This window comes from Anabaena sp. UHCC 0451 (assembly GCF_034931405.1).
GTDB lineage: Bacteria > Cyanobacteriota > Cyanobacteriia > Cyanobacteriales > Nostocaceae > RDYJ01.
This window is the reverse complement of sequence record NZ_JAYGHA010000028.1, coordinates 31,714-50,817: the sequence shown is the minus strand read 5'-3', so window position 1 is coordinate 50,817 and position 19,104 is coordinate 31,714. Positions and strand designations below refer to the sequence as shown.

Annotated in this window: 23 protein-coding genes and 1 pseudogene; 18 read left to right on the top strand and 6 right to left on the bottom strand. The window is 36.9% G+C overall.

The window, feature by feature from the left end:
- The first annotated feature begins 171 nt into the window (after positions 1-171).
- Complete coding sequence (locus VB694_RS18795) at positions 172-1,257, top strand: RuBisCO accumulation factor 1 (RefSeq protein WP_323361853.1); 1,086 nt, start codon at positions 172-174, stop codon at positions 1,255-1,257.
- A gap of 432 nt (positions 1,258-1,689) precedes the next feature.
- On the opposite strand, the pseudogene VB694_RS18790 reads toward VB694_RS18795, so the two are convergent.
- Positions 1,690-2,304, bottom strand: a pseudogene (locus VB694_RS18790) (glycosyltransferase family 39 protein); the annotation flags it as partial.
- Positions 2,305-2,434: 130 nt separating this feature from the next.
- Here VB694_RS18790 and VB694_RS18785 point away from each other — a divergent pair.
- From VB694_RS18785 to VB694_RS18755, 7 genes are all read left to right on the top strand, one after another.
- Positions 2,435-4,813 (top strand): ATP-dependent helicase, encoded by a 2,379-nt coding sequence (locus VB694_RS18785; RefSeq protein ID WP_323361852.1) that lies wholly within the window; start codon positions 2,435-2,437, stop codon positions 4,811-4,813.
- Positions 4,814-5,182: 369 nt separating this feature from the next.
- The gene (locus VB694_RS18780) at positions 5,183-6,157 is read left to right on the top strand and encodes a hypothetical protein (protein ID WP_323361851.1); all 975 of its coding nucleotides are present in this window, start codon (positions 5,183-5,185) and stop codon (positions 6,155-6,157) included.
- A gap of 219 nt (positions 6,158-6,376) precedes the next feature.
- Entirely contained in the window at positions 6,377-6,574 is a 198-nt protein-coding gene (rpmI, locus tag VB694_RS18775; RefSeq protein WP_193938029.1) for a 50S ribosomal protein L35, read from the top strand.
- A 21-nt stretch (positions 6,575-6,595) separates the two neighbouring features.
- A complete protein-coding gene (gene rplT, locus VB694_RS18770; RefSeq protein ID WP_323361850.1) occupies positions 6,596-6,952 on the top strand; it encodes a 50S ribosomal protein L20 in 357 nt (118 codons plus the stop codon).
- Positions 6,953-7,090: 138 nt separating this feature from the next.
- Entirely contained in the window at positions 7,091-7,888 is a 798-nt protein-coding gene (locus VB694_RS18765) for a transporter substrate-binding domain-containing protein (protein ID WP_323361849.1), read from the top strand.
- A 133-nt stretch (positions 7,889-8,021) separates the two neighbouring features.
- Positions 8,022-8,546 carry a tetratricopeptide repeat protein gene (locus VB694_RS18760; protein WP_323361848.1) on the top strand — a complete coding sequence of 175 codons (525 nt, stop codon included), beginning with the start codon at positions 8,022-8,024 and terminating at the stop codon, positions 8,544-8,546.
- Between the two features lie 142 nt (positions 8,547-8,688).
- The gene (locus VB694_RS18755) at positions 8,689-10,731 is read left to right on the top strand and encodes a primary-amine oxidase (RefSeq protein WP_323361847.1); all 2,043 of its coding nucleotides are present in this window, start codon (positions 8,689-8,691) and stop codon (positions 10,729-10,731) included.
- A gap of 237 nt (positions 10,732-10,968) precedes the next feature.
- On the opposite strand, the gene VB694_RS18750 is transcribed toward VB694_RS18755, so the two are convergent.
- From VB694_RS18750 to VB694_RS18740, 3 genes are read right to left on the bottom strand one after another with little or no spacing between them, the layout of a single operon-like run.
- A complete protein-coding gene (locus VB694_RS18750; RefSeq protein WP_416233490.1) occupies positions 10,969-11,340 on the bottom strand; it encodes a type II toxin-antitoxin system VapC family toxin in 372 nt (123 codons plus the stop codon).
- Positions 11,341-11,389: 49 nt separating this feature from the next.
- Entirely contained in the window at positions 11,390-11,659 is a 270-nt protein-coding gene (locus VB694_RS18745) for a hypothetical protein (protein ID WP_323361846.1), read from the bottom strand.
- A gap of 19 nt (positions 11,660-11,678) precedes the next feature.
- Positions 11,679-12,689 (bottom strand): hypothetical protein, encoded by a 1,011-nt coding sequence (locus tag VB694_RS18740; protein ID WP_323361845.1) that lies wholly within the window; start codon positions 12,687-12,689, stop codon positions 11,679-11,681.
- Between the two features lie 187 nt (positions 12,690-12,876).
- On the opposite strand from VB694_RS18740, the gene VB694_RS18735 reads away from it, so the two are divergent.
- The 4 genes from VB694_RS18735 to VB694_RS18720 all read left to right on the top strand — a co-directional run bounded on the left by VB694_RS18735 (position 12,877) and on the right by VB694_RS18720 (position 14,122).
- Positions 12,877-13,161 carry a hypothetical protein gene (locus VB694_RS18735; RefSeq protein ID WP_323361844.1) on the top strand — a complete coding sequence of 95 codons (285 nt, stop codon included), beginning with the start codon at positions 12,877-12,879 and terminating at the stop codon, positions 13,159-13,161.
- Between the two features lie 86 nt (positions 13,162-13,247).
- Positions 13,248-13,577 (top strand): PIN domain-containing protein, encoded by a 330-nt coding sequence (locus tag VB694_RS18730; RefSeq protein WP_323361880.1) that lies wholly within the window; start codon positions 13,248-13,250, stop codon positions 13,575-13,577.
- A 52-nt stretch (positions 13,578-13,629) separates the two neighbouring features.
- Complete coding sequence (locus VB694_RS18725) at positions 13,630-13,860, top strand: hypothetical protein (RefSeq protein WP_323361843.1); 231 nt, start codon at positions 13,630-13,632, stop codon at positions 13,858-13,860.
- Complete coding sequence (locus VB694_RS18720) at positions 13,841-14,122, top strand: type II toxin-antitoxin system YafQ family toxin (protein ID WP_323361879.1); 282 nt, start codon at positions 13,841-13,843, stop codon at positions 14,120-14,122. Before VB694_RS18725 ends, VB694_RS18720 begins: the two co-directional genes overlap by 20 nt.
- Before the next feature lie 125 nt (positions 14,123-14,247).
- On the opposite strand, the gene VB694_RS18715 is transcribed toward VB694_RS18720, so the two are convergent.
- Positions 14,248-14,832: a Uma2 family endonuclease gene (locus VB694_RS18715; RefSeq protein ID WP_323361842.1), complete on the bottom strand. Its 585-nt coding sequence runs from the start codon at positions 14,830-14,832 to the stop codon at positions 14,248-14,250.
- Between the two features lie 76 nt (positions 14,833-14,908).
- Here VB694_RS18715 and VB694_RS18710 point away from each other — a divergent pair, with 76 nt between their 5' ends.
- From VB694_RS18710 to VB694_RS18685, 6 genes are all read left to right on the top strand, one after another.
- Positions 14,909-15,169, top strand: coding sequence for a hypothetical protein (locus VB694_RS18710; protein ID WP_323361841.1), 261 nt, complete (start codon positions 14,909-14,911; stop codon positions 15,167-15,169).
- Between the two features lie 322 nt (positions 15,170-15,491).
- Positions 15,492-17,018: a ferredoxin:protochlorophyllide reductase (ATP-dependent) subunit B gene (bchB, locus tag VB694_RS18705; protein ID WP_323361840.1), complete on the top strand. Its 1,527-nt coding sequence runs from the start codon at positions 15,492-15,494 to the stop codon at positions 17,016-17,018.
- Positions 17,019-17,177: 159 nt separating this feature from the next.
- On the top strand, positions 17,178-17,564 hold the full coding sequence (locus VB694_RS18700) for a hypothetical protein (RefSeq protein ID WP_323361839.1): 387 nt from the start codon (positions 17,178-17,180) through the stop codon (positions 17,562-17,564).
- A gap of 135 nt (positions 17,565-17,699) precedes the next feature.
- Positions 17,700-18,056 (top strand): hypothetical protein, encoded by a 357-nt coding sequence (locus VB694_RS18695; protein ID WP_323361838.1) that lies wholly within the window; start codon positions 17,700-17,702, stop codon positions 18,054-18,056.
- Between the two features lie 26 nt (positions 18,057-18,082).
- Positions 18,083-18,328, top strand: coding sequence for a hypothetical protein (locus VB694_RS18690; protein ID WP_323361837.1), 246 nt, complete (start codon positions 18,083-18,085; stop codon positions 18,326-18,328).
- 59 nt (positions 18,329-18,387) lie between these two features.
- The gene (locus VB694_RS18685; RefSeq protein ID WP_323361836.1) at positions 18,388-18,621 is read left to right on the top strand and encodes a hypothetical protein; all 234 of its coding nucleotides are present in this window, start codon (positions 18,388-18,390) and stop codon (positions 18,619-18,621) included.
- A gap of 216 nt (positions 18,622-18,837) precedes the next feature.
- Here the strand turns inward: VB694_RS18685 and VB694_RS18680 are convergent, their stop codons facing one another.
- Positions 18,838-19,029 carry a hypothetical protein gene (locus tag VB694_RS18680; RefSeq protein WP_190562787.1) on the bottom strand — a complete coding sequence of 64 codons (192 nt, stop codon included), beginning with the start codon at positions 19,027-19,029 and terminating at the stop codon, positions 18,838-18,840.
- Between the last annotated feature and the right edge of the window lie 75 nt (positions 19,030-19,104).

The following is a 19,104-nucleotide window of genomic DNA, read 5'->3' as shown; positions in this document are numbered from 1 at the left end:
TTTATATGTTTTTGAGAATTTTGTTATATTCCATTCAAGGCTGATTTGAGCATCCTGGTCGTCAGTGACTTAACACAAATATTTTTGTACAGGCACTTCGAGATTAGAATGAGATTTACTGCTCAGATGAAGCTGTAACATATTTTAAATTGAAGCTTGTACTTCAGAATTATGACTGAACTAACATCCAATACTCAAGATACTGACAATGCTGCTAATGATACAGCACAAGAATTATTAGTCAAACTAAGACAAAAACAAGGTAACTGGGTGGAATGGGGAGTGGCGATCGCCTATCTACAAAAAAACGGTTATAATCCCCAAGAAATCTTTGAAGCCACTGGATTTGAGCCAATTCAACAAAATCAAGTGATTGTTGGCTCTCAAGTTTACAGTGCTTTAGAAAAGTTTGGCGCATCCGAAGCAACACGGGCATACTACGGTACAAGAGCTAGTGATATTCTCTATGAACTGCGGTTACTGACTCAAGAAGACCGCGCCGCCGCCGCTGATCTGATTTTTATCCATAAACTCGATGTAGACGAAGCGCGAGAGATCGCTAAAGCAATTAAAGATTTTTCTCGCTTTTCTATTCCACCACAAGGTTTTGTGCAACATCCAGGGGATGCAGTCGCTTATCAAGCTTGGAAACTAGCTAGACAAAATTCAGATTTACAAGAGCGATCGCGCTTAATTGCCAAGGGGTTACGCTTTGTTCACTCCCCCACAGCTAGGAAACAAATCGAACAACTATTAACTGATTTTACCGTAGTTCCCCAACGTCCTGCCCCAATTCTGCCTTTTTTCCGTCTAGAGTCAGATGAAGAATTACCGCGAATTGTACCTGTAGTGGGTGAATTACCATTAACACCACAAGATGTCAAAGCTGTACCCATAATTACAGAAGTTGGACCATTTCGCATGGTTAAATATACTGGTGAACAAGTTTGGGTAGCCTTACCAGGTTGGCAAATATTACGGGCTGCGGAAGATCCGGTCGTAATTGTTGCTAGTAGCGATATTTTCCCTAGCCCCACGCAAACGTACATAGAACCAATTTTAATCGTGATAGATCGCGCTCAAAGAGATTGGGATACGTCTAGTTACTTTGCCTTTGATAATTCTGGAGAAGTTGATTTTCAGTGGTTTGACATCGCACCAGAAAATACTTTGTTAGGAAAAATTATCATCATTTTACGTCCTAAGAAAGTTCTCGATGAAGAATTTAACAAGGATTCTTGGCAGATTGATGAATAATTTTTGGTAATTGGTAATTGGGGATTGGGGATTGGGGACTGGGAAGAAATTATTAAAAAACTCCTGACTCCTATTTCGTAAAAATTCAGGTAAGGCGATAAGATCCCCGACTTCTTTTATTTATTATGTCCATAAATGATAAATTGATCGGGTGAAGTCGGGGATCTGGATATGACCGATTGCTATAGCTGAATACTTACCCTATTTCCTATTATCACAGCGATAAAATTGATAGGGATATGATCCGATCCGATGGTGATGGTTAGGATCTAGATTACAAATGATTTGATGAGTGAGTGCTAACTGTGGTGCAAAATCTTGTTTTCTCATACTTGAGCCGACAAACCATAAATTCAACTGAGATATATGAGATGTAGAAACTTGAGGAATCTTGTTACTAAGAGTAGATAAATCAGAAGATTTGTAGACAAAACTATTAATAATCGTATAAGATAGCCAGATCCAAAATCTAGAACTTTTCCCTGCCAAGATATCTTGTTGAATTTGGATAAGTAAAAATAATGATAAGCTAATTAATAGCATAGGTAAAGTATAGTGCCTTGCTTCTTGAGAGAGGTAAACAGCAAAGGGGGATAAAGCCATAAACAATGCTGCCATAATTCCCGATGTGGGAGAAAAGGCAATACTATTAACACCATAAATAGCTATAATTGTAGCTACACCAAATAAAGCCGGGAGCGATCGCAATTTTGTCACCCATCGTATATCCAGCGAATGTAACCAACCCAACCAATGGTACATTCCGCAAAAAAATAGCGGTGGGTGAGTGGAATAATTAGCCAAATTTTCTGCAATTTCTGAGCAACTAACCCCAGATTTCAAAGTAAAAATTTTCTGTAGCTGATGGAGAGGAAAGACGACATCTAAAGGTAAATCAAGATAATTCTTACCCAAACTAAAAATAGCGGTAATGATTTCATCTAACCACAGGAGTTTTAAGTCCAAATAGCAAAACCGCAAAATAGCTCCCAGTGCCATAGCACAAATTAAACCCAGATAATGTAGATAAAGTTTACGGTTAATCATTCTGTAGTTATTGGCAATTTATATTAATTTTGGGAATGGCATCTGCGGAAATATAAATAAAGGCACATAAATAGTAAATCAATCTTTTTAATTTCTCCCTTATAAACAACAAAAAAGTCTAAATTTTAATATGTCAGAAGATAAGTTTACAGATATATATCCTCAAGAAATCCTGGGATCAGGAGAGATTCAACCATCATCTGTGACTAGGTTAGGGGAAAAGATTGACGAAATTCGGGATCAATTGCGACCTGGACAAAAGCAAATGGCTGACTGGAAAACCGGACCATTGGCTGTATCTGCTGTTCCTGGTGCGGGTAAATCTACGGGAATGGCGGCGGCGGCGGCCATAGCTATAGCGCGTCAATATCAGCGTTCTATTTCCACAGGTAAGAGTTATCGCCGTCAGTTGGTAGTTGTCACATTTACCCGTTCCGCTGCTGCAAACCTGAAATTCAAAATCCGCACCAAGTTAAAAGAATTATCCTTACCACAAACTGGTTTTGTTGTTTACACCCTGCACGGTTTAGCCTTAAATATAGCCAGTCGTCATCCTGATTTATCGGGTTTGCAGTTAGAAAATGTCACATTAATTACTCCTAACCAAAGTCATCGTTTCATTCGGATAGCGGTAGAAAAATGGATAAATAACCATCCCGGAATTTATCGCCGTTTGTTAGAAGGTCAACAATTTGACGGAGAAGAAACAGAAAAGTTGCGTCGTCAGTCAGTGCTGCGAACTGAAGTATTACCAGATTTGGCTTATACCGTGATTCATGAAGCTAAAAGTTCGGGAATATTACCAGAAAAACTTTATCAATGGAGTGAAAAAAGCAAAGACCCATATCAAATTTTACGTGTCGCGGCAGGATTGTATGAAGAATATCAAAAATTAATGCAATTGCAGGATTTTATTGACTACGATGATATGATTTTAGCCGCATTGCGGGTATTAGAAAACGATAGCGCCCTACGGATTGAAAAAAACAAAATTTTCGCCGTTTTTGAAGATGAAGCCCAAGATTCTAGCCAACTACAAACGCAACTTTTAGAAATATTAGCTAGTGAGGGAGACGGAAATAATTCAGATCAATCAATACTTAACTTAGTCAGAGTTGGTGATCCTAACCAAGCGATTAACTCAACTTTTACTCCTGCTGATCCGATTTATTTTCGTGACTTTTGTCAAAAGTGCGATGTTGATGAACGACTAGCAACAATGAATCAAGCTGGACGCAGTAGCCGGATTATTATTGATGCTGCTAACTTTGCTTTGCAATGGGTAAATAGTCAATGGTCAACAACAAATAGCAAGAAACAAACACCATTTTTAGAGCAAAAAATTGCAGATGTTAATTTTGATGATCCTCAACCAGATGCAAATCCTGCACCAGTGGGAAAAGGGTTAGAATTATATAGTCCTCGTGATATTCATCAGACAGTTGAGTTACTTTCCCAGAGAGTTGTAGAGTTATTTAAGCACAATTCCCAATCCTGTGCTGCTGTATTGGTGCGAGAAAATCGTCAAGGTAGATGGTTAGCAGAAGCCTTAGAACCGATATGTAAAGAACATAATATTAAACTTTATGATGTGGGAGAAAGAGAAAGACGTTCTCATGTTCCCCAAGAAATTTTATCATTATTGCAATTTTGCGATCGCCCCCATTCTCCCGAAAAATTAAAAGCTACTCTCGATGTTCTCGTACAACGTCAATTAATTCCCACCCAAGATATTAACACACTCGCTAGTTTACCAGAAGAATTTTTATATCCTGGACCATTAGCAACTCCCCAAACAGAGACAGTACAAAAAGCTGCTCATTTATGTCGAAGTTTGCTTCACGCTCGGTTAGAATTACCCCTATATCAAATTATTTCTTTTTTAGCCTTAACCTTAAATTATGACCAAGCAGAATTAGCCACAGCAGACAAACTTGCAGAACGGGTCAACCTGCAAATTTTTGGTAACAACTCAAGGAGTACAATGTTATCGGCTTTAAGTGAAATTGTTAATTCTGAACGGTTTGAACCAGTCGATATTGACAACTTAGAAGAACAATATACCAAAAAAGGTCAACTAACAATTATCACCATGCACAAAGCCAAAGGGTTAGATTGGGATTATGTTTTTCTGCCTTTTTTACATGAAAATTTAATTCCTGGTAAATTTTGGATTCCTCCCCAATGTCAATTTTTAGGAGATTTTACTTTATCAGAAGTAGCACGTGCCCAAATTCGTGCTGCACTTCATCACAAAGAAGAAAATATACCCAATATTAGCCAAGCTTGGGAAGATGCAAAATATCTGAAAATGGCGGAAGAATACCGTTTACTTTATGTTGCCATGACCAGGGCTAAAAAGTTATTATGGATGTCTGCGGCACAACAAGCACCCTTTACATGGAGTAAACCGCATAATTTGCAAGCTTCAGCCCCTTGTCCGGTGTTTGCGGCTTTAAAACGACAGTTTTTTGAAAATGTGATGAATTCATCTGTATTAACTGGATGAAGATAAAAATTTTTTAGAATTTACGCAAGTGTCACACCAAAAATTTGTTGTAGGGTGCGTCAGATATCAATAATCTGTTTATTTGCAGGATTTATGCAGTCTGACGCACCCTACCAATGTGCCAGTTGCGTAAGTCCTGTTTTAACGAACCACAGAGGCACAGAGTACACAGAGAGAAGAAAAAATGTTAACAGCACTGGGTTGGAATATGGGGAACAAAATTAAACTAAAAATAGTAAATAACTTTGTATAGCAATCCTAAATGATTCATGAACACTTTCAGTTCCCTGTTCCCTTCCCTCACCAATAAGTTCTCAACTCAAATAGGATCGCTATATATCTTTTCAATAATTAGGTAGAAAACACATTATGTTACTTTCTCATCTCAAGAATAACGGTCAATTATCGAAATCAATTGTTTTAACTTTGGCTTTGAGTAGTCTGCTGGCTTGTGCAGTTGATGTCAGTAATAATAATACATCTGTGGCTATTCCTAGCCAAGCACAAACACAAATAGCCCAAAATACTTTACCTAGAGATATTTCTGCGGCTTTGCTAAGAGATGTTTCTGTTCGTTCTGGTGTGAAAATACCTGATTTGAAAATTTCTAAAGTCACTCCTACAACTTTTAGCAACCGCTGTATTTTTGAGTTTAAGGAAGTTTGCACTAAAGAATTTAGACCTATTCAGGGTTGGGAAGTGGTTGTGAAGGTTAAAGATCAATCTTGGACTTATCATGTCAGTCAAGCTTCGCAAATTGTCATTGAACCGAACCTGAATTTTTTTAATGCTTCTAAACTGCCAAAAAATATTGCTAATAAAGTTTTGAATGATGCTACTAAGCGTGCTGGTGTACTCAGGAATTCTCTAAAAATTTCTCGTTCTACATCAAAAATATTTAGTAATGCTTGTGTGTTCAATTTTGGTGAAGTCTGTACTCAACAGTATGATCCTGTTGAAGGTTGGGAAGTGGTTGTGAAGGTGAAAGAAGAATCTTGGACTTATCATGTCAATAAGTCTGGTTCGCAAATTGTTCTTGATCCGAAAATTAAGGCTACTGAGGGTTCTAAATTACCAGAAAAGATCGCTGAAAAAGTTTTGACTGATGCTTATCAACGTTCTCGTTTGCAAACTACCGCTATCAAAATTACTCGTACTGTTCAGAAAACTTTTAGTAATTCCTGTGCATTTAATTTTGGTGAAATCTGTACTCAGCAATATGATCCTATTGATGGTTGGGAAGTGGTTCTCAGTGTTAACAATCAATTTTGGACTTATCATGTAGATCGTACAGGTTCACGCATCGTTTTAGATCCCCAGGTTGCAGCGACTTTGAAAAAATAAAGGAAGCAGGAGTCGTAGGGGCGAAGCATTCGGACTTCAGTATTGGGCAAAAATTGAGAATTGATCAACCGAATGCTTCGCCCGTACAGGAGGCAGAAGGCAGAAGGTAAATCTTTCTCCCCATCTCCCCATCTCCCCATCTCCCAAATCTTAGGAATTGTTGGTTAATTGAGTTCTCTTGGTATATAATCGTGGATTGTGTCGATTCAAAGCAATCCCATGCCTAAACTCAAGACTCGCAAGGCAGCAGCGAAAAGATTCCGCGCCACCGGTAGCGGTAAAATTGTACGTCGTAAACCTTTCAAAAACCACTTGCTAGAACATAAATCCTCTAGTAAAAAGAACAATATGTCAAAAATGGCAGTTGTCCATGAACGGGACGAAGAAAACGTGCGCTTAATGCTTCCATATTTGTAAATCCTTCAGGTACTGTAAGAAATGACTCGTGTAAAACGCGGTAATGTAGCCCGTAAACGCCGCAATAAAATTCTCAAATTAGCTAAAGGTTTTCGTGGTTCTCACTCAACTTTGTTTAGAACCGCTAACCAACAGGTGATGAAGGCACTCCGCAGTGCTTATCGCGATCGCAAAAAGAAAAAGCGCGATTTTCGTCGTCTGTGGATCACCCGTATTAACGCAGCTTCTAGACAACATGGTTTGAGCTATAGCCAGTTAATTGGTAATCTCAAAAAAGCTAACATTGAACTAAACCGCAAAATGTTGGCACAGTTGGCAGTTCTTGATCCTGCAAGCTTCGCTAAAGTTGCAGAACTGGCCAGTTCGGTGAAAGGATAAAGGTGGCAACGGATGAATAACGGATGTAACAGATAATCCCTTCGGGGAATTCAAAATTAAACAAAGTTAAAAGTTTTGAATTTTTAATAGGAGCGTATCGCTAAATCGCAGCGTCTCATCAATAAACGAAGGTCAATTATGAATCAGTTACATCTGGTATTATCCGCTACCTTGATTTTGATTTTCAGCTTGATTTCTTGCCTGTGCTTTGGGGAAATAAATCTGGTTGCGTCTGCGGCAACTATGCCAGAAATTCAGCAGCGTGGTTATCTAACTGTGGCTGTTAAGGATAATCTCCGTCCTTTGGGATTTAGGGATGATAACGGCAATTTAAAAGGGTTAGAGATTGATTTAAGCAAGCGTTTGGCAGCTGATTTGTTAGGTAAAGCAGATGCTGTGAAATTGCAACCTGTAGCTAATAGCGATCGCTTACCTGCTGTTTTTGATCATCAAGTTGATCTGGCGATCGCCAGAGTCACAGCCACTGAATCACGCTCACGCATAGTTAGCTTCAGTGTTCCTTACTATTATGATGGCGCGGCTATAGTTACAAAAAATACAGATATTAAACAGCTACAAGATTTATCTAAACGTAAAATCGCCGTACTCAACAACTCCAGTACCATAAGATATATACAATACTTTATACCTAATGCTGAATTAGTCGGTGTTAATTCCTACACCCAAGGAAGAGAACAAATAGAAAGCGGTAAAGCGGATGCCTTTGCGGCTGATATCAGCGTTTTAAGCGGTTGGGTGCAAGAATATCCACAGTATCAAATATTGTCAAGCAAACTATCAACAGAACCTTTGTCTGTAGTCATGCCCAAAGGATTGCAGTATGATGGATTAAGAAGATGGGTAAATGAAGCGATCGCTCGTTATACAGTCACAGGTTGGCTCAAAGAACGTACAGACTATTGGAAACTAAAATAATTTAGAATGTATAATTAATAATTCAGAATTTATGAACTTTTATTGTTAAATCTTAATTTATTTATTTCCGCATTTTCCCAGAAAGCTGAATAATAGATAGAGAAAAGACGTTTAATATTTGTATTTGCAGCCAATGGATAACAACCTAGTAATCATTTATCTCTCAATTTTCGTCGTTTTACTCCTATTTGCAGGTGTGAGTGTTTTTCGTCAAATTTTCAAAACGCGCAAACTTGAAAATTCCCTTTCCCGGCTAAAAACCAAACTAACAAAAGAAAAAGGTACTGCTCAAGAATATTACGAATTAGCCAGTATTTATTCAGAAAAAAAAGTTTTTACCCAGGCCATACCCCTATTTCAAAAAGCACTCAAAGCCGCTGAAGAAGAGGGAGAAGAAACTGTTGCTCCAGTCTACAATGGTTTAGGATATGTTTACTTTGCTCAGGAACAATATGATTTAGCAATTAAGCAGTACAAAGAAGCAGTGAGATTAAAACCTGATTATATCAGCGCCTTGAATAATCTTGGTCATGCTTACGAGAAGAAAAAATTAACTGCTCAGGCGCTGCAAATGTATGAAGAAGCACTAAAATTTGCACCTAATAACGCCACAGCTAAACGTCGGGCTGAATCTTTGCGGAGATTGGTTACTGCTTAACTTAATATTTAATGCCCATATCCCCGACTTCTTGAAGAAGTCGGGGATCTTTTTATTCATTTTTTTTGTTAATTATACTGTTTTTGAATGAGAGTTTTGAAATCAATAGATATTGATTAACTGTGCTTAATTCTCAAACAATATGATACAAAAGCTCAATTTTTTTTTGCATTTCCCAAAAACAAATGATATATTCTTGTGGTGTGGGAATATTGCCCAACCAAAAACCCTATTTAGGCTGACTATTTCCTTAGTTATTTGTATTTCTCTAAACTTGGGATTTATTAATATTGCATCTGCTCAAGCATCAGTAAACCATCCCCTCAACCCCTTAACAGAAACCGAAATTACCACCGCAGTAGAAGTATTAAAACGGGAAAAAACATTAAGTGATACAGCATTTTTTCCCATGATAACTTTACAAGAACCCGATAAAAAACAAGTCTTGAATTTTACACCTGACCAAAAATTTTCACGTCAGGTTTTTTTGCAAGTTTATGAACGCGAACTCAATAAAACCTTCACTGGAACAGTTAACTTAAACAGCAAAACCCTAACTTCCTGGCAAGAAATACCTCATGTTCAACCCGCTATTTTACCCCCAGATTATCAATTAGTAAGGGAAGTAGTGAAATCTGATCCCCGTTGGCAAACAGCGATGCGAAAAAGAGGAATCAAAGATTTTAACGAAGTAGAAGTTACTTGTTGGTCAGCAGGAATACTCACCAAAGCCGAAGAAAAAGTCAATCATCGTATTTGTCGCGCCTTATCCTATTATCAAGGTAAAAACTGGAATTATTACTCACGTCCCATCGAAGGTGTTTTAGTTACAGTTGATTTAAATAAAGAGGAAGTTTCTAATTTCGTTGATAATGGTGTAATTCCTATTTCTCAAGAAAACTGGGACTATGACATTCAAGCTTTCAGTAAATTAACACCACCACCTAAACCATTAAAAATTATTCAACCAGAAGGTAAAACCTTCAAAATTCAAGGTAACGAAATTACTTGGCAAGGTTGGCAATTTCGTTATTTAATGCACCCCCGTGAAGGGTTAGTTTTGTATCTAGTTAAATATAATGATGGCGAAAAAATTAGACCAGTTTTATATCGTGCCAGTCTTTCAGAAATGGCAGTTCCTTATGGTGATCCTCATCCAAATTGGTCATTTCGTAACGCCTTTGATGTGGGAGAATACAATATAGGTTTATTAGCAAACAAACTAGAATTAGGTCAAGAAATTCCTGAAAATGGCGTTTTATTAAATGCCACATTTGCTAATGGTGAAGGAGAACCTTATACCATGCCCGGAGTAATTGGTATTTATGAAAGAGATAACGGCGTACTCTGGAAGCATTTTAATTACAACAGCCAAAAAAATTATCTCCGTCGTAATCGTGAATTAGTCATGAACATGATTACAACGGTTGACAATTATGATTATAGTTTGAATTGGATATTTCATCAAGATGGAACTTTAGAAATTGAAAATGAGTTATCTGGTATTGTTTTAGCACAAGGAACATCTGACGAGAAACAATCTAGCAATGCTTTAGGAAGATTATTAGCTAAAAATATCTTTGGTGTCAATCATCAGCACTTCTTCAATTATCGCCTAGATTTAGACGTTGATGGACAAAATAATAATGTCATGGAAATGAATGTTAATTCTGTACCCATCAGTGAAAAAAATCCTTTAGGAAATACCATCACTGTTGAAGATACATTATTGAAAACAGAAACCGAAGCCGTGCGTGATGCTGATATCAAACACAGTCGAGAATGGATGATTGCGAGTGCAGATAAAAACAATCATTTAGGGGTTGCACCTGCATATATGTTAATGCCAGGAAGCAATACAATTTTGTATGCAGTGGAAGGTGCAAACATCAGAGAAAAAGCTGGTTTTGCAACTCATCATTTTTGGACGACAAAATATAAATCTTCTGAAATGTATGCAGGTGGTGATTATCCTAATCAAACATTACCAGGAGAGGGTTTACCTAAATATATTGCTGATAATGAATCTTTGGAAAATGAAGATATTGTTGTCTGGTACACAATGGGTATAACTCACGTTCCTCGTCCAGAAGATTGGCCTGTAATGCCACGACATCAAGTAAGTTTTAAACTCATGCCAAGAGGGTTTTTTAAAAGAAATCCAGCGATTAATTTAGGTGAGTAGTTACTTCTCGTTACCTGTCTCTGACAGGTAATGAAATATATGAGGCTCTGCCTCAATTTAAAAATATTACACTTTGCTACAAACTTAGACAAAAAAATATGCTGGGTATTTCTTGAAATAATCGGTAAAATATGCTGTCTGTTTTCATTTTAAAAAATTGTTTGGAGGAGTAAAATTTTAGTTATCTGAAACCTATCAAGTGGTTTTATTGCTGTAATAATAACTAATTTAATGAATTTACAAATCAGGTTTTTTTACTGTTGAATTAGATAAACTTTGAGATTTTTTAATAAATTTTTCATCAAAAGTATAAAACTCTAAACAATGATTACTAGAAGCTAAATGAAAAGCATCTGCAAAATCAATACCATTTTCATGCCATTCAATAACTTGTAAAATCAACTTTTCATTAGTTAAATAAACATTAGGTAAACCAAAAATCTTTCTAAAAGCCTGACAAATTTCTAAAGATTTAAACTTGTAAGCAAACCTTAAAACCCATTCAGTTTCTAAAATGACAGTATCAGCAATAAAAATATTTTTATTTTTGAATAATGCTAAACTTTGTTGATACTGTGGCTCATCATCTTTGGTAATAAATCTAACGATAATGTTAGTATCATATTATCTTTTAAAGCTTGAGATGCAATTTCTTCTGCTAAGGGAATAATTCTCCTACCTTTTTCATCTCTTTCTGCATATTTAATGATATAAAACTTTTCAAAATCCTTAATATGGCTATCAGTTGCTTTTCCTTCTTGAATGAGCTTAGATAATAAAGCTTCTCAACTAATTCATTTGCAATTTTTCTGTGATGTTTAGCAGCTTGTCTATCATTTTCTCCAACAGCATGAGAAGTAAAAGCACCTGCAACAGCACCAACAGCAAAACCAACAGCACTGATTACAAAAGGTAATATCAAAATCATATAATTCTTGATTTATTATTTAATGACTAGGAGGAAGGTAAACAGGTTGAGAATTAGGCAATAACTTACTATCTGCTGATGTAAGACCTAAAGATTGAGCAATAGCTACTGATTCATGTAACCTTTGCATAGCCCCTTCTATTCCCGGTGCAATTGGACGATTTGTAATTTCTTGATTAATTGCTTTTGCTTCTGCCAAAAATTCTAGATTTTTCTGATGTTCATAAATCAGTTCATTTTCAATTTCTTGTAATCTTCTTAATTCTGTCCGAGTTAAAGATTCATAATAGGTTTTTACAGCCTGTTTGTGATCATCTAAGATTCTGAAAAACTCAACAGCCATACCTCCAACACCAACAACAGCTAATAAAGGTGCTACTGTGGTTAGTGCGATCGCTATTGGTGGACAAGCCGCTGCTAATGTTGCTGTTGTAAATGCTGTTACACCCCCAACTGCACCACCCATAACAGTATCTTTTAATGTTGCTGTAGCGGCTTCCTGTGCAGAAATTTCCCCCCGAACTACACGCAACCCATGAGTTAGAAGTGAAAAAGGTACAGTTGTAACTGCACCCACAGCCGCCCCTATTGGTGCAGCTTGCAATCCTGCTTTAATAGCACCAGTTAAGTTATCAAAGTGGTATTTAGCATTTAATCTCATTTGCTCCCGACTAGTCATGGTTTTATCACCACGAGCCATATTGTCTTTGCCATTCTCCCATCTGATATTACTCGGATCATTAGAACCCCCTTTACTGTGGGGTTTAATGTGACTAGCGTGCTTATCAGATAGGTAATCTTTGGCATTATTCGCCGCAGTTTGACTATCTATACCCGCACGTTGAGAAGGGGGAATCTTATCTAACATCTCTTGGGCTTGAATCCTGGTTCTAATAGGTTCACCAGGACGAACACCACCTTTATATAATCTACGTGCTGTACTTAAAGGTAAATCCTGTAAATTGACGTGGTGAATATTGGTTGTCGCAGCCGCATTTACAGCAGAATTACGCTGGGAATCGTCAGACATGGATGATTACCTTTTTATATTTGATAGAAGCGGTTAATTAAATAAATTATACTCAATACAGTAACAAGTGACTACTGCTACAAATAAATATATAGTTGGTGTAAATAAAAAGATTGTGCTATGGAAATACACGATGCAATTTAGTCAATGCGAGATAATATATAAACATCCTCTTATAAAAAACATCATGCAAGCATACAAACTCAAAGGAAAAATTGATCCATCTGGTAACTTGCTGATTACCGAACCAGTGAATTTACTCCCAGGAGATGTAGAAATTGTAGTTTGGCAAGCTACTGAGATGCTTGATAATACCACAACCCCAACAAGTGAACCAGCACCAGAAACACCAAAGAGAAAATCTAGAATCAAAGCATTTCAGGGTTTATTTGAAAATGCCCCACCCTTTCCAGCCGATTTTGATCCAGACCAAGCTAAATGGGAATATTTAAAGGAGAAACATAACTTGTGAAAATTTTGCTAGATACTAACATCATTATTGATAATGCCTTGGAAAGAGAACCTTTTTGGGATGCAAGTGAATAAGTTTTATCACTAATTGAACAAGGCACAATTGCAGGTTATATTTCAGCCTCAACTGTTAGTGATTTGTATTACATTATCCGTAAAGCCAGAGGTCGAGATTGGACGCTTACTTATTTAAATCAGCTAGTTACCTTCTGTCAAATTGCTACTGTAAATCAGGCTGTAATTACAATGGCTTTCACAACTAATTTTAAGGATTTTGAAGATGCTATTCAATACTCCACTGCGGTAGTTAATCAATTAGATGGGATTATTACCCGTAATCCTCAAGATTTTCCCGTCATCACACCACGAATTCTCACCCCTGAACAATTAATTGAGGAACTAACAAACTCTCCTTGACTGATTTAAAATAGAACTAGCAAAACTATGGTTTACTGTGTTAGGAGGTTCTATGATGACTTTACAAGAAATTATTAATTCTATTGAAAGTTTACCCACAGAAGATCGAGAGTATTTATTTGAGTTTCTTCAAAAGCAACGAAGTGAGAAAAGAAGGACTGAAATTTTAACTAATGCGGAGGAACTTAAACAAGCTTTTAAGGATGGTACAGCAAAGAGAGGAACTGTTGATGATTTGATTGCTGATTTACTAGGAGATGATGATGGAAGTTGTTTGGAGTAGTGGATTTAAGAGGTCTTTCAAGAAGATTACAAAGAAAAACCCGCAATTAAAAAATCAAATTATTAACGTATTAAGACTTTTGGCAGATGATCCATTTACACCGTCTTTGAAATCTCATAAATTAGGAGGAGATTTAGCAGATTTATGGTCTTGTTCCGTTGCTTATGATTGTAGAATTATCTTTAATTTTTCTGAAGATGAGGAGTTATTAGAAATGGTTATTTTATTGATAGATATTGGCAGCCATGATGCTGTATATTAAAATGAATTTGCTCAACGCAAGATAATATAGGAACAGAGTCTTATGAAGAAGATTATGCAAGCATACAAACTCACTTGATAGTTATATTTATATTTTATTGGATTTTAGAATATCTCATTTTTATCCTATCCTGTAATTTTTATCCCTGCTCGAAATTCCCGCAGTGCTTGAGCATGATTTTCTATATTAACACAGCGCATCAATAAATCTACATCTAAACTCGATAAAAGTTGCGATTTAGTAACAGATTCATATCCCTTATTTCCTAAACTATAAAACAATAACTCATCATTCATCCAAAACCAAACTTCAGGAATTTGTAACCGTTTGTATGCTTCCAGTTTATTAATTCCACCACTACTAACAACCACCTCAATTACTAAATCAGGATGTTTTCTATTTGCTCCCAATTCATAAGATTCATCACCTTCTTTTTTGACTTTTTCAAATTCATTTTCTAAAGTAACAGAACCAGTAGGAGTAAAATCTAATTCCAAAAATTCTAAATAAATTTCTACTAAAGAAGCAATACGTTTTTTGATAGTTTCGTGTTTTTTTCCCGGCATTTTCCGAATCTCCAAAACTCCATCTAAAAAAGATAACCTTAACCCTGGGCGCTCAATTAGCTGTTCAACAGCTTTAAATTCTCTCCAGGTTAAGTCGCTAATTAAAATTGGTTCTGCTTCTCGTTCAATGAGTGTAGTTATCATAATTTAAACCCAAGTTTAGAGATTGAATTTTGCTCAACGCGAGATAATATATAAACAGAGTCTCATGAAAAATATCATGCAAGCATACAAACTCAAAGGAAAAATTGATCAATCTGGTAACTTGCTGATTATCGAACCCGTGAATTTACCCTCTGGAAATATGGAAATCGTAGTCTGGCCAGCTACAGATACCCTTGATCATACCACAGCCCCAACCAGTGGACTAATGCCAGAAACACCAAAAAGAAAATCTAGGATTAAAGCATTTCAGGGTTTATTTGAAAATGCCCCACCCGTTCCAGCAGATTTTGATCCAGATCATGATTTTCTATATTAATACAACGCATCAATAAAGCCACATCTAAACTCGTTAAGAGTTCCGATTTGATATAATCTTATGGTTCAAGAATCTCGTCATGATTATGGTTAATTTTGATCCAATATATTTTGCAAATTATTAAGATTTATTTACTTAAACAACATAAATATTGTTTAAATAATCAGCCATAACCCAGTCAGGAACTAGGTTTCACCGTCTCCCACACCAAATAACCTCGCAACAAACCTTATTTGTTCATCGCGGTTAGGTTTGAGAAAATCAGAAACGATTTAATAATCAAGCACTTATAGTTATTTGACTTGTCAAGGGAGAACACAGGATGAAATTGGCTTACTGGATGTATTCAGGACCAGCCCACATTGGAACTTTGCGGATTGCTAGTTCTTTTAAAAACGTTCATGCCATCATGCACGCACCCCTCGGTGATGATTACTTCAACGTTATGCGTTCCATGCTATCGCGGGAGAGAAACTTCACCCCAGTTACAACCAGCGTCGTTGATAGAAACGTTTTAGCGCGGGGTTCTCAAGAAAAGGTGGTAGATAACATTACCCGCAAAGATGCGGAAGAACATCCAGATTTAATTGTTTTAACCCCCACCTGCACCTCTAGCATTTTGCAAGAAGACTTACACAACTTTGTGGAAAGAGCGCAGTTGGAAGCAAAAGGGGACGTAATGCTGGCGGACGTGAACCATTACCGCTACAACGAATTACAAGCCGCAGACCGGACTTTACAACAAATCGTCCAATATTACATTGATAAAGCCCGGAAGCGAGGGGAATTAACAACAGAGAAAACTGCTAAACCCTCAGTTAACATCATTGGGGTTTCTACTCTTGGTTTCCACAATAACCACGATGTCACGGAATTGAAGCGGTTAATGACTGATTTGGGAATTGAGGTAAATACTGTCATTCCTGAAGGTGCGTCTGTTCACGAGTTAAAAACTATGCCTCAAGCTTGGTTTAATCTAATTCCTTATCGGGAACTGGGGTTAACTACAGCTAAATATTTAGAAGAAGAATTCGGGACTCCTTACGTAGATATTACGCCAATGGGTGTGGTGGAAACTGCCAGATGTATCCGTAAAATTCAGCAGGTAATTAACGCCCAAGGTGCTGAGGTTAATTACGAAGATTTCATCAATGAACAAACTTTGCACGTATCCCAAGCTGCTTGGTTTTCCCGTTCTATTGACTGTCAGAACTTGACTGGTAAGAAAGCGGTGGTTTTTGGTGATAATACTCATGCGGCGGCTTTAACAAAGATTTTATCACGGGAAATGGGGATTCATGTGGTGTGGGCTGGTACTTATTGCAAGTATGATGCTGACTGGTTTAGAGAACAGGTGAGCGAATATTGCGATGAAGTATTAATTACAGATGATCATGGTGAAATTGGGGATGCGATCGCTCGCGTTGAACCTTCTGCTATATTTGGTACACAGATGGAACGCCACGTTGGGAAACGTTTGGATATTCCTTGCGGTGTCATTGCAGCACCTATTCACGTGCAGAATTTCCCCATTGGTTACAAACCATTTATGGGTTATGAAGGCACAAATCAAATCACTGATTTAATCTACAATTCCTTCACTTTGGGAATGGAAGATCACCTTTTAGAAATCTTTGGTGGACACGATACCAAGGAAGTAATTACCAAAGGAATTTCTGCGGAATCTGGTTTGAATTGGACAAAAGATGGACAAGCAGAATTGAATAAAATTCCTGGTTTTGTGCGCGGGAAGGTGAAGCGAAATACCGAAAAGTTTGCCCGTGAACGTGGGTTTAAAGATATCTCGGCTGAGGTATTGTATGCCGCTAAGGAATCTGTAGGAGCTTAGGTTTTAGGTGAATTGATAAGATTAAGGGTTAAGGAGTCATCTATGCTCTTTACCCTTTAGTTTTATTTGCCGTGAGACTTGACAAAAACTTAGATATTAAGATAGTATTAGAACCTATATATTGATAATTGATTAAAACTAAAAAATTATGAAAAAATTATGCACGAATATAGAGAGGCATTACTTGCTTCACTACGCGAGGCTGGCATTAAGCATAACCCTGACAAAATAGTGAAGATTGCCAAACAAGCAAATGGTAAAATCGTATTTTTAGAAGAAGGTAAAGTTACTAAAAGAGCAAGTGGACTAGCGCACATTTTAAAGGAGCATAAAGAGGATTTTGCTAGACGTGGAATTTCTGAGGAGGAAATCCCTAATGCTGTTATTGCTGCTGTAACCAGTGGAACGTTTCTTGGTTATCAAGGAACAGCAGAACCTCCCAGAGAAATATATGAAGTAATTTTTAATGGAAAAAAGCAGCTTATAGCAGTGACGGTAGGTGATAATGGTTATATAGTTGGAGCTAATCCCGCCTCCTTACCATGATTCCACCAGAGTATGCTCAAAATGGCTTAATCATTTGATTCTATAGGTAGGGGTAAAGCATAAGCTAAACCCCTACACATCTAGCTTTTTCGTAATCTTGCAAAAATCTATGTCCCAACCCTATTTACTATAGCTATGGCAATAAAAATCAAACTAATGGCTGATTATGGATGCGACCCTTTATGGTGGGCAGATGCTGATAAAGTTGGTAACATTGACCCAGCAAGATTGCCCCTCAGCCAAGAAACTATTAACCATTTGAGAAAATGGGCTACTGATTATAATGCCACATTAAATTGGCAAGATCCTGGTAATTCACCAGATTTGAGTCCAGAAGAAGAAGCAGCTTTTGAGGAAGAAGGTATTAGTTTATGGAAACAACTACAAAAAGAACTTACACCTAATTATGAAGTTGTATATTTCAGTGAGTTATTAGGTAAAGTTCTAACTGATACGAATGAATTAGACTCTTTGCGTGTTATCTATGCTTAACTGATAGTCAACGAAAAAAGTAAGCGATGAAAAAGTTTCGAGACTTATATATATACCTCAATAGCTATGATATTGACCAATTAATCAAACATTTAACTGATAATTGTCCAAACAATTGGTCAAGAGCTTACGAACGCGAAAAAAATGCAGTTCTCTTAGAAGAAAAAGCTTACTGTTTTGAACATACTACAGGAGATGGTTTAGAAGCTGCGGGTTTAATCCTTTTCCAAAAAGATCCAAATGCTTGGTTTGTATATGGAAAGAAAACATAGAAACTGTCAAAATTGAACTTACAGAAGAAATAAAAAAGGCAGAACTAAAAAGAGAGAAAATGGTTAATGCTGCAAATATTATCTTTGATTTTAACCATGATTTTGGACAAATAATAAAAACTCTAAATCTCCCTGAACACCTGGGAAATCTTTCCAAAAGTCTCCTAGATAAATGTGAGAAAATAGCAATAGATGATTCTCATTATGTAGAAGCAATGAAGAGAATTAATAAATGTGACGCTCCTGCTCAAAGAGGTAAAGATTCAGCTAAAGACTGTAAAATTCTGCCATGATGCAGATTTTATCATTCGATACCAAGAGTTAACAGGTTCTACCGCTCCTCTATTCCCAGTTTAAAAAAGTATAATCATTGTTCAATCAGACATAGTAGAAACAGTATTGCGCTTTAGCATAAATTAAATATATCAAATCCCCGACTGCTCTAAGAATCAGGGGATCTTAATTGTTCAATATATGTAGATTATTCGGCCTAATTGTTAAACTTTTTTCTAGGATACCTGTAATAAATAGCTCATACAGTGTCCCATCAAAAAGTAGACCACTAACATAGCGGCCGCAGCTAGAGCAACCAATGTACCGGCTAACATCAGCGAAAATTCTTTATTTTCGTAGGCTTTCTCCATCAGGTGCAGCGACCAGGCCACTAAGGCCACATCAAAAAGTAAAATAGGAATCAACATATTTCTTAATATTTCTTCATACTAGTAAAATAATATTAACATTGTTTTGGGTAACTTTGTTCAACCTGAGATAGA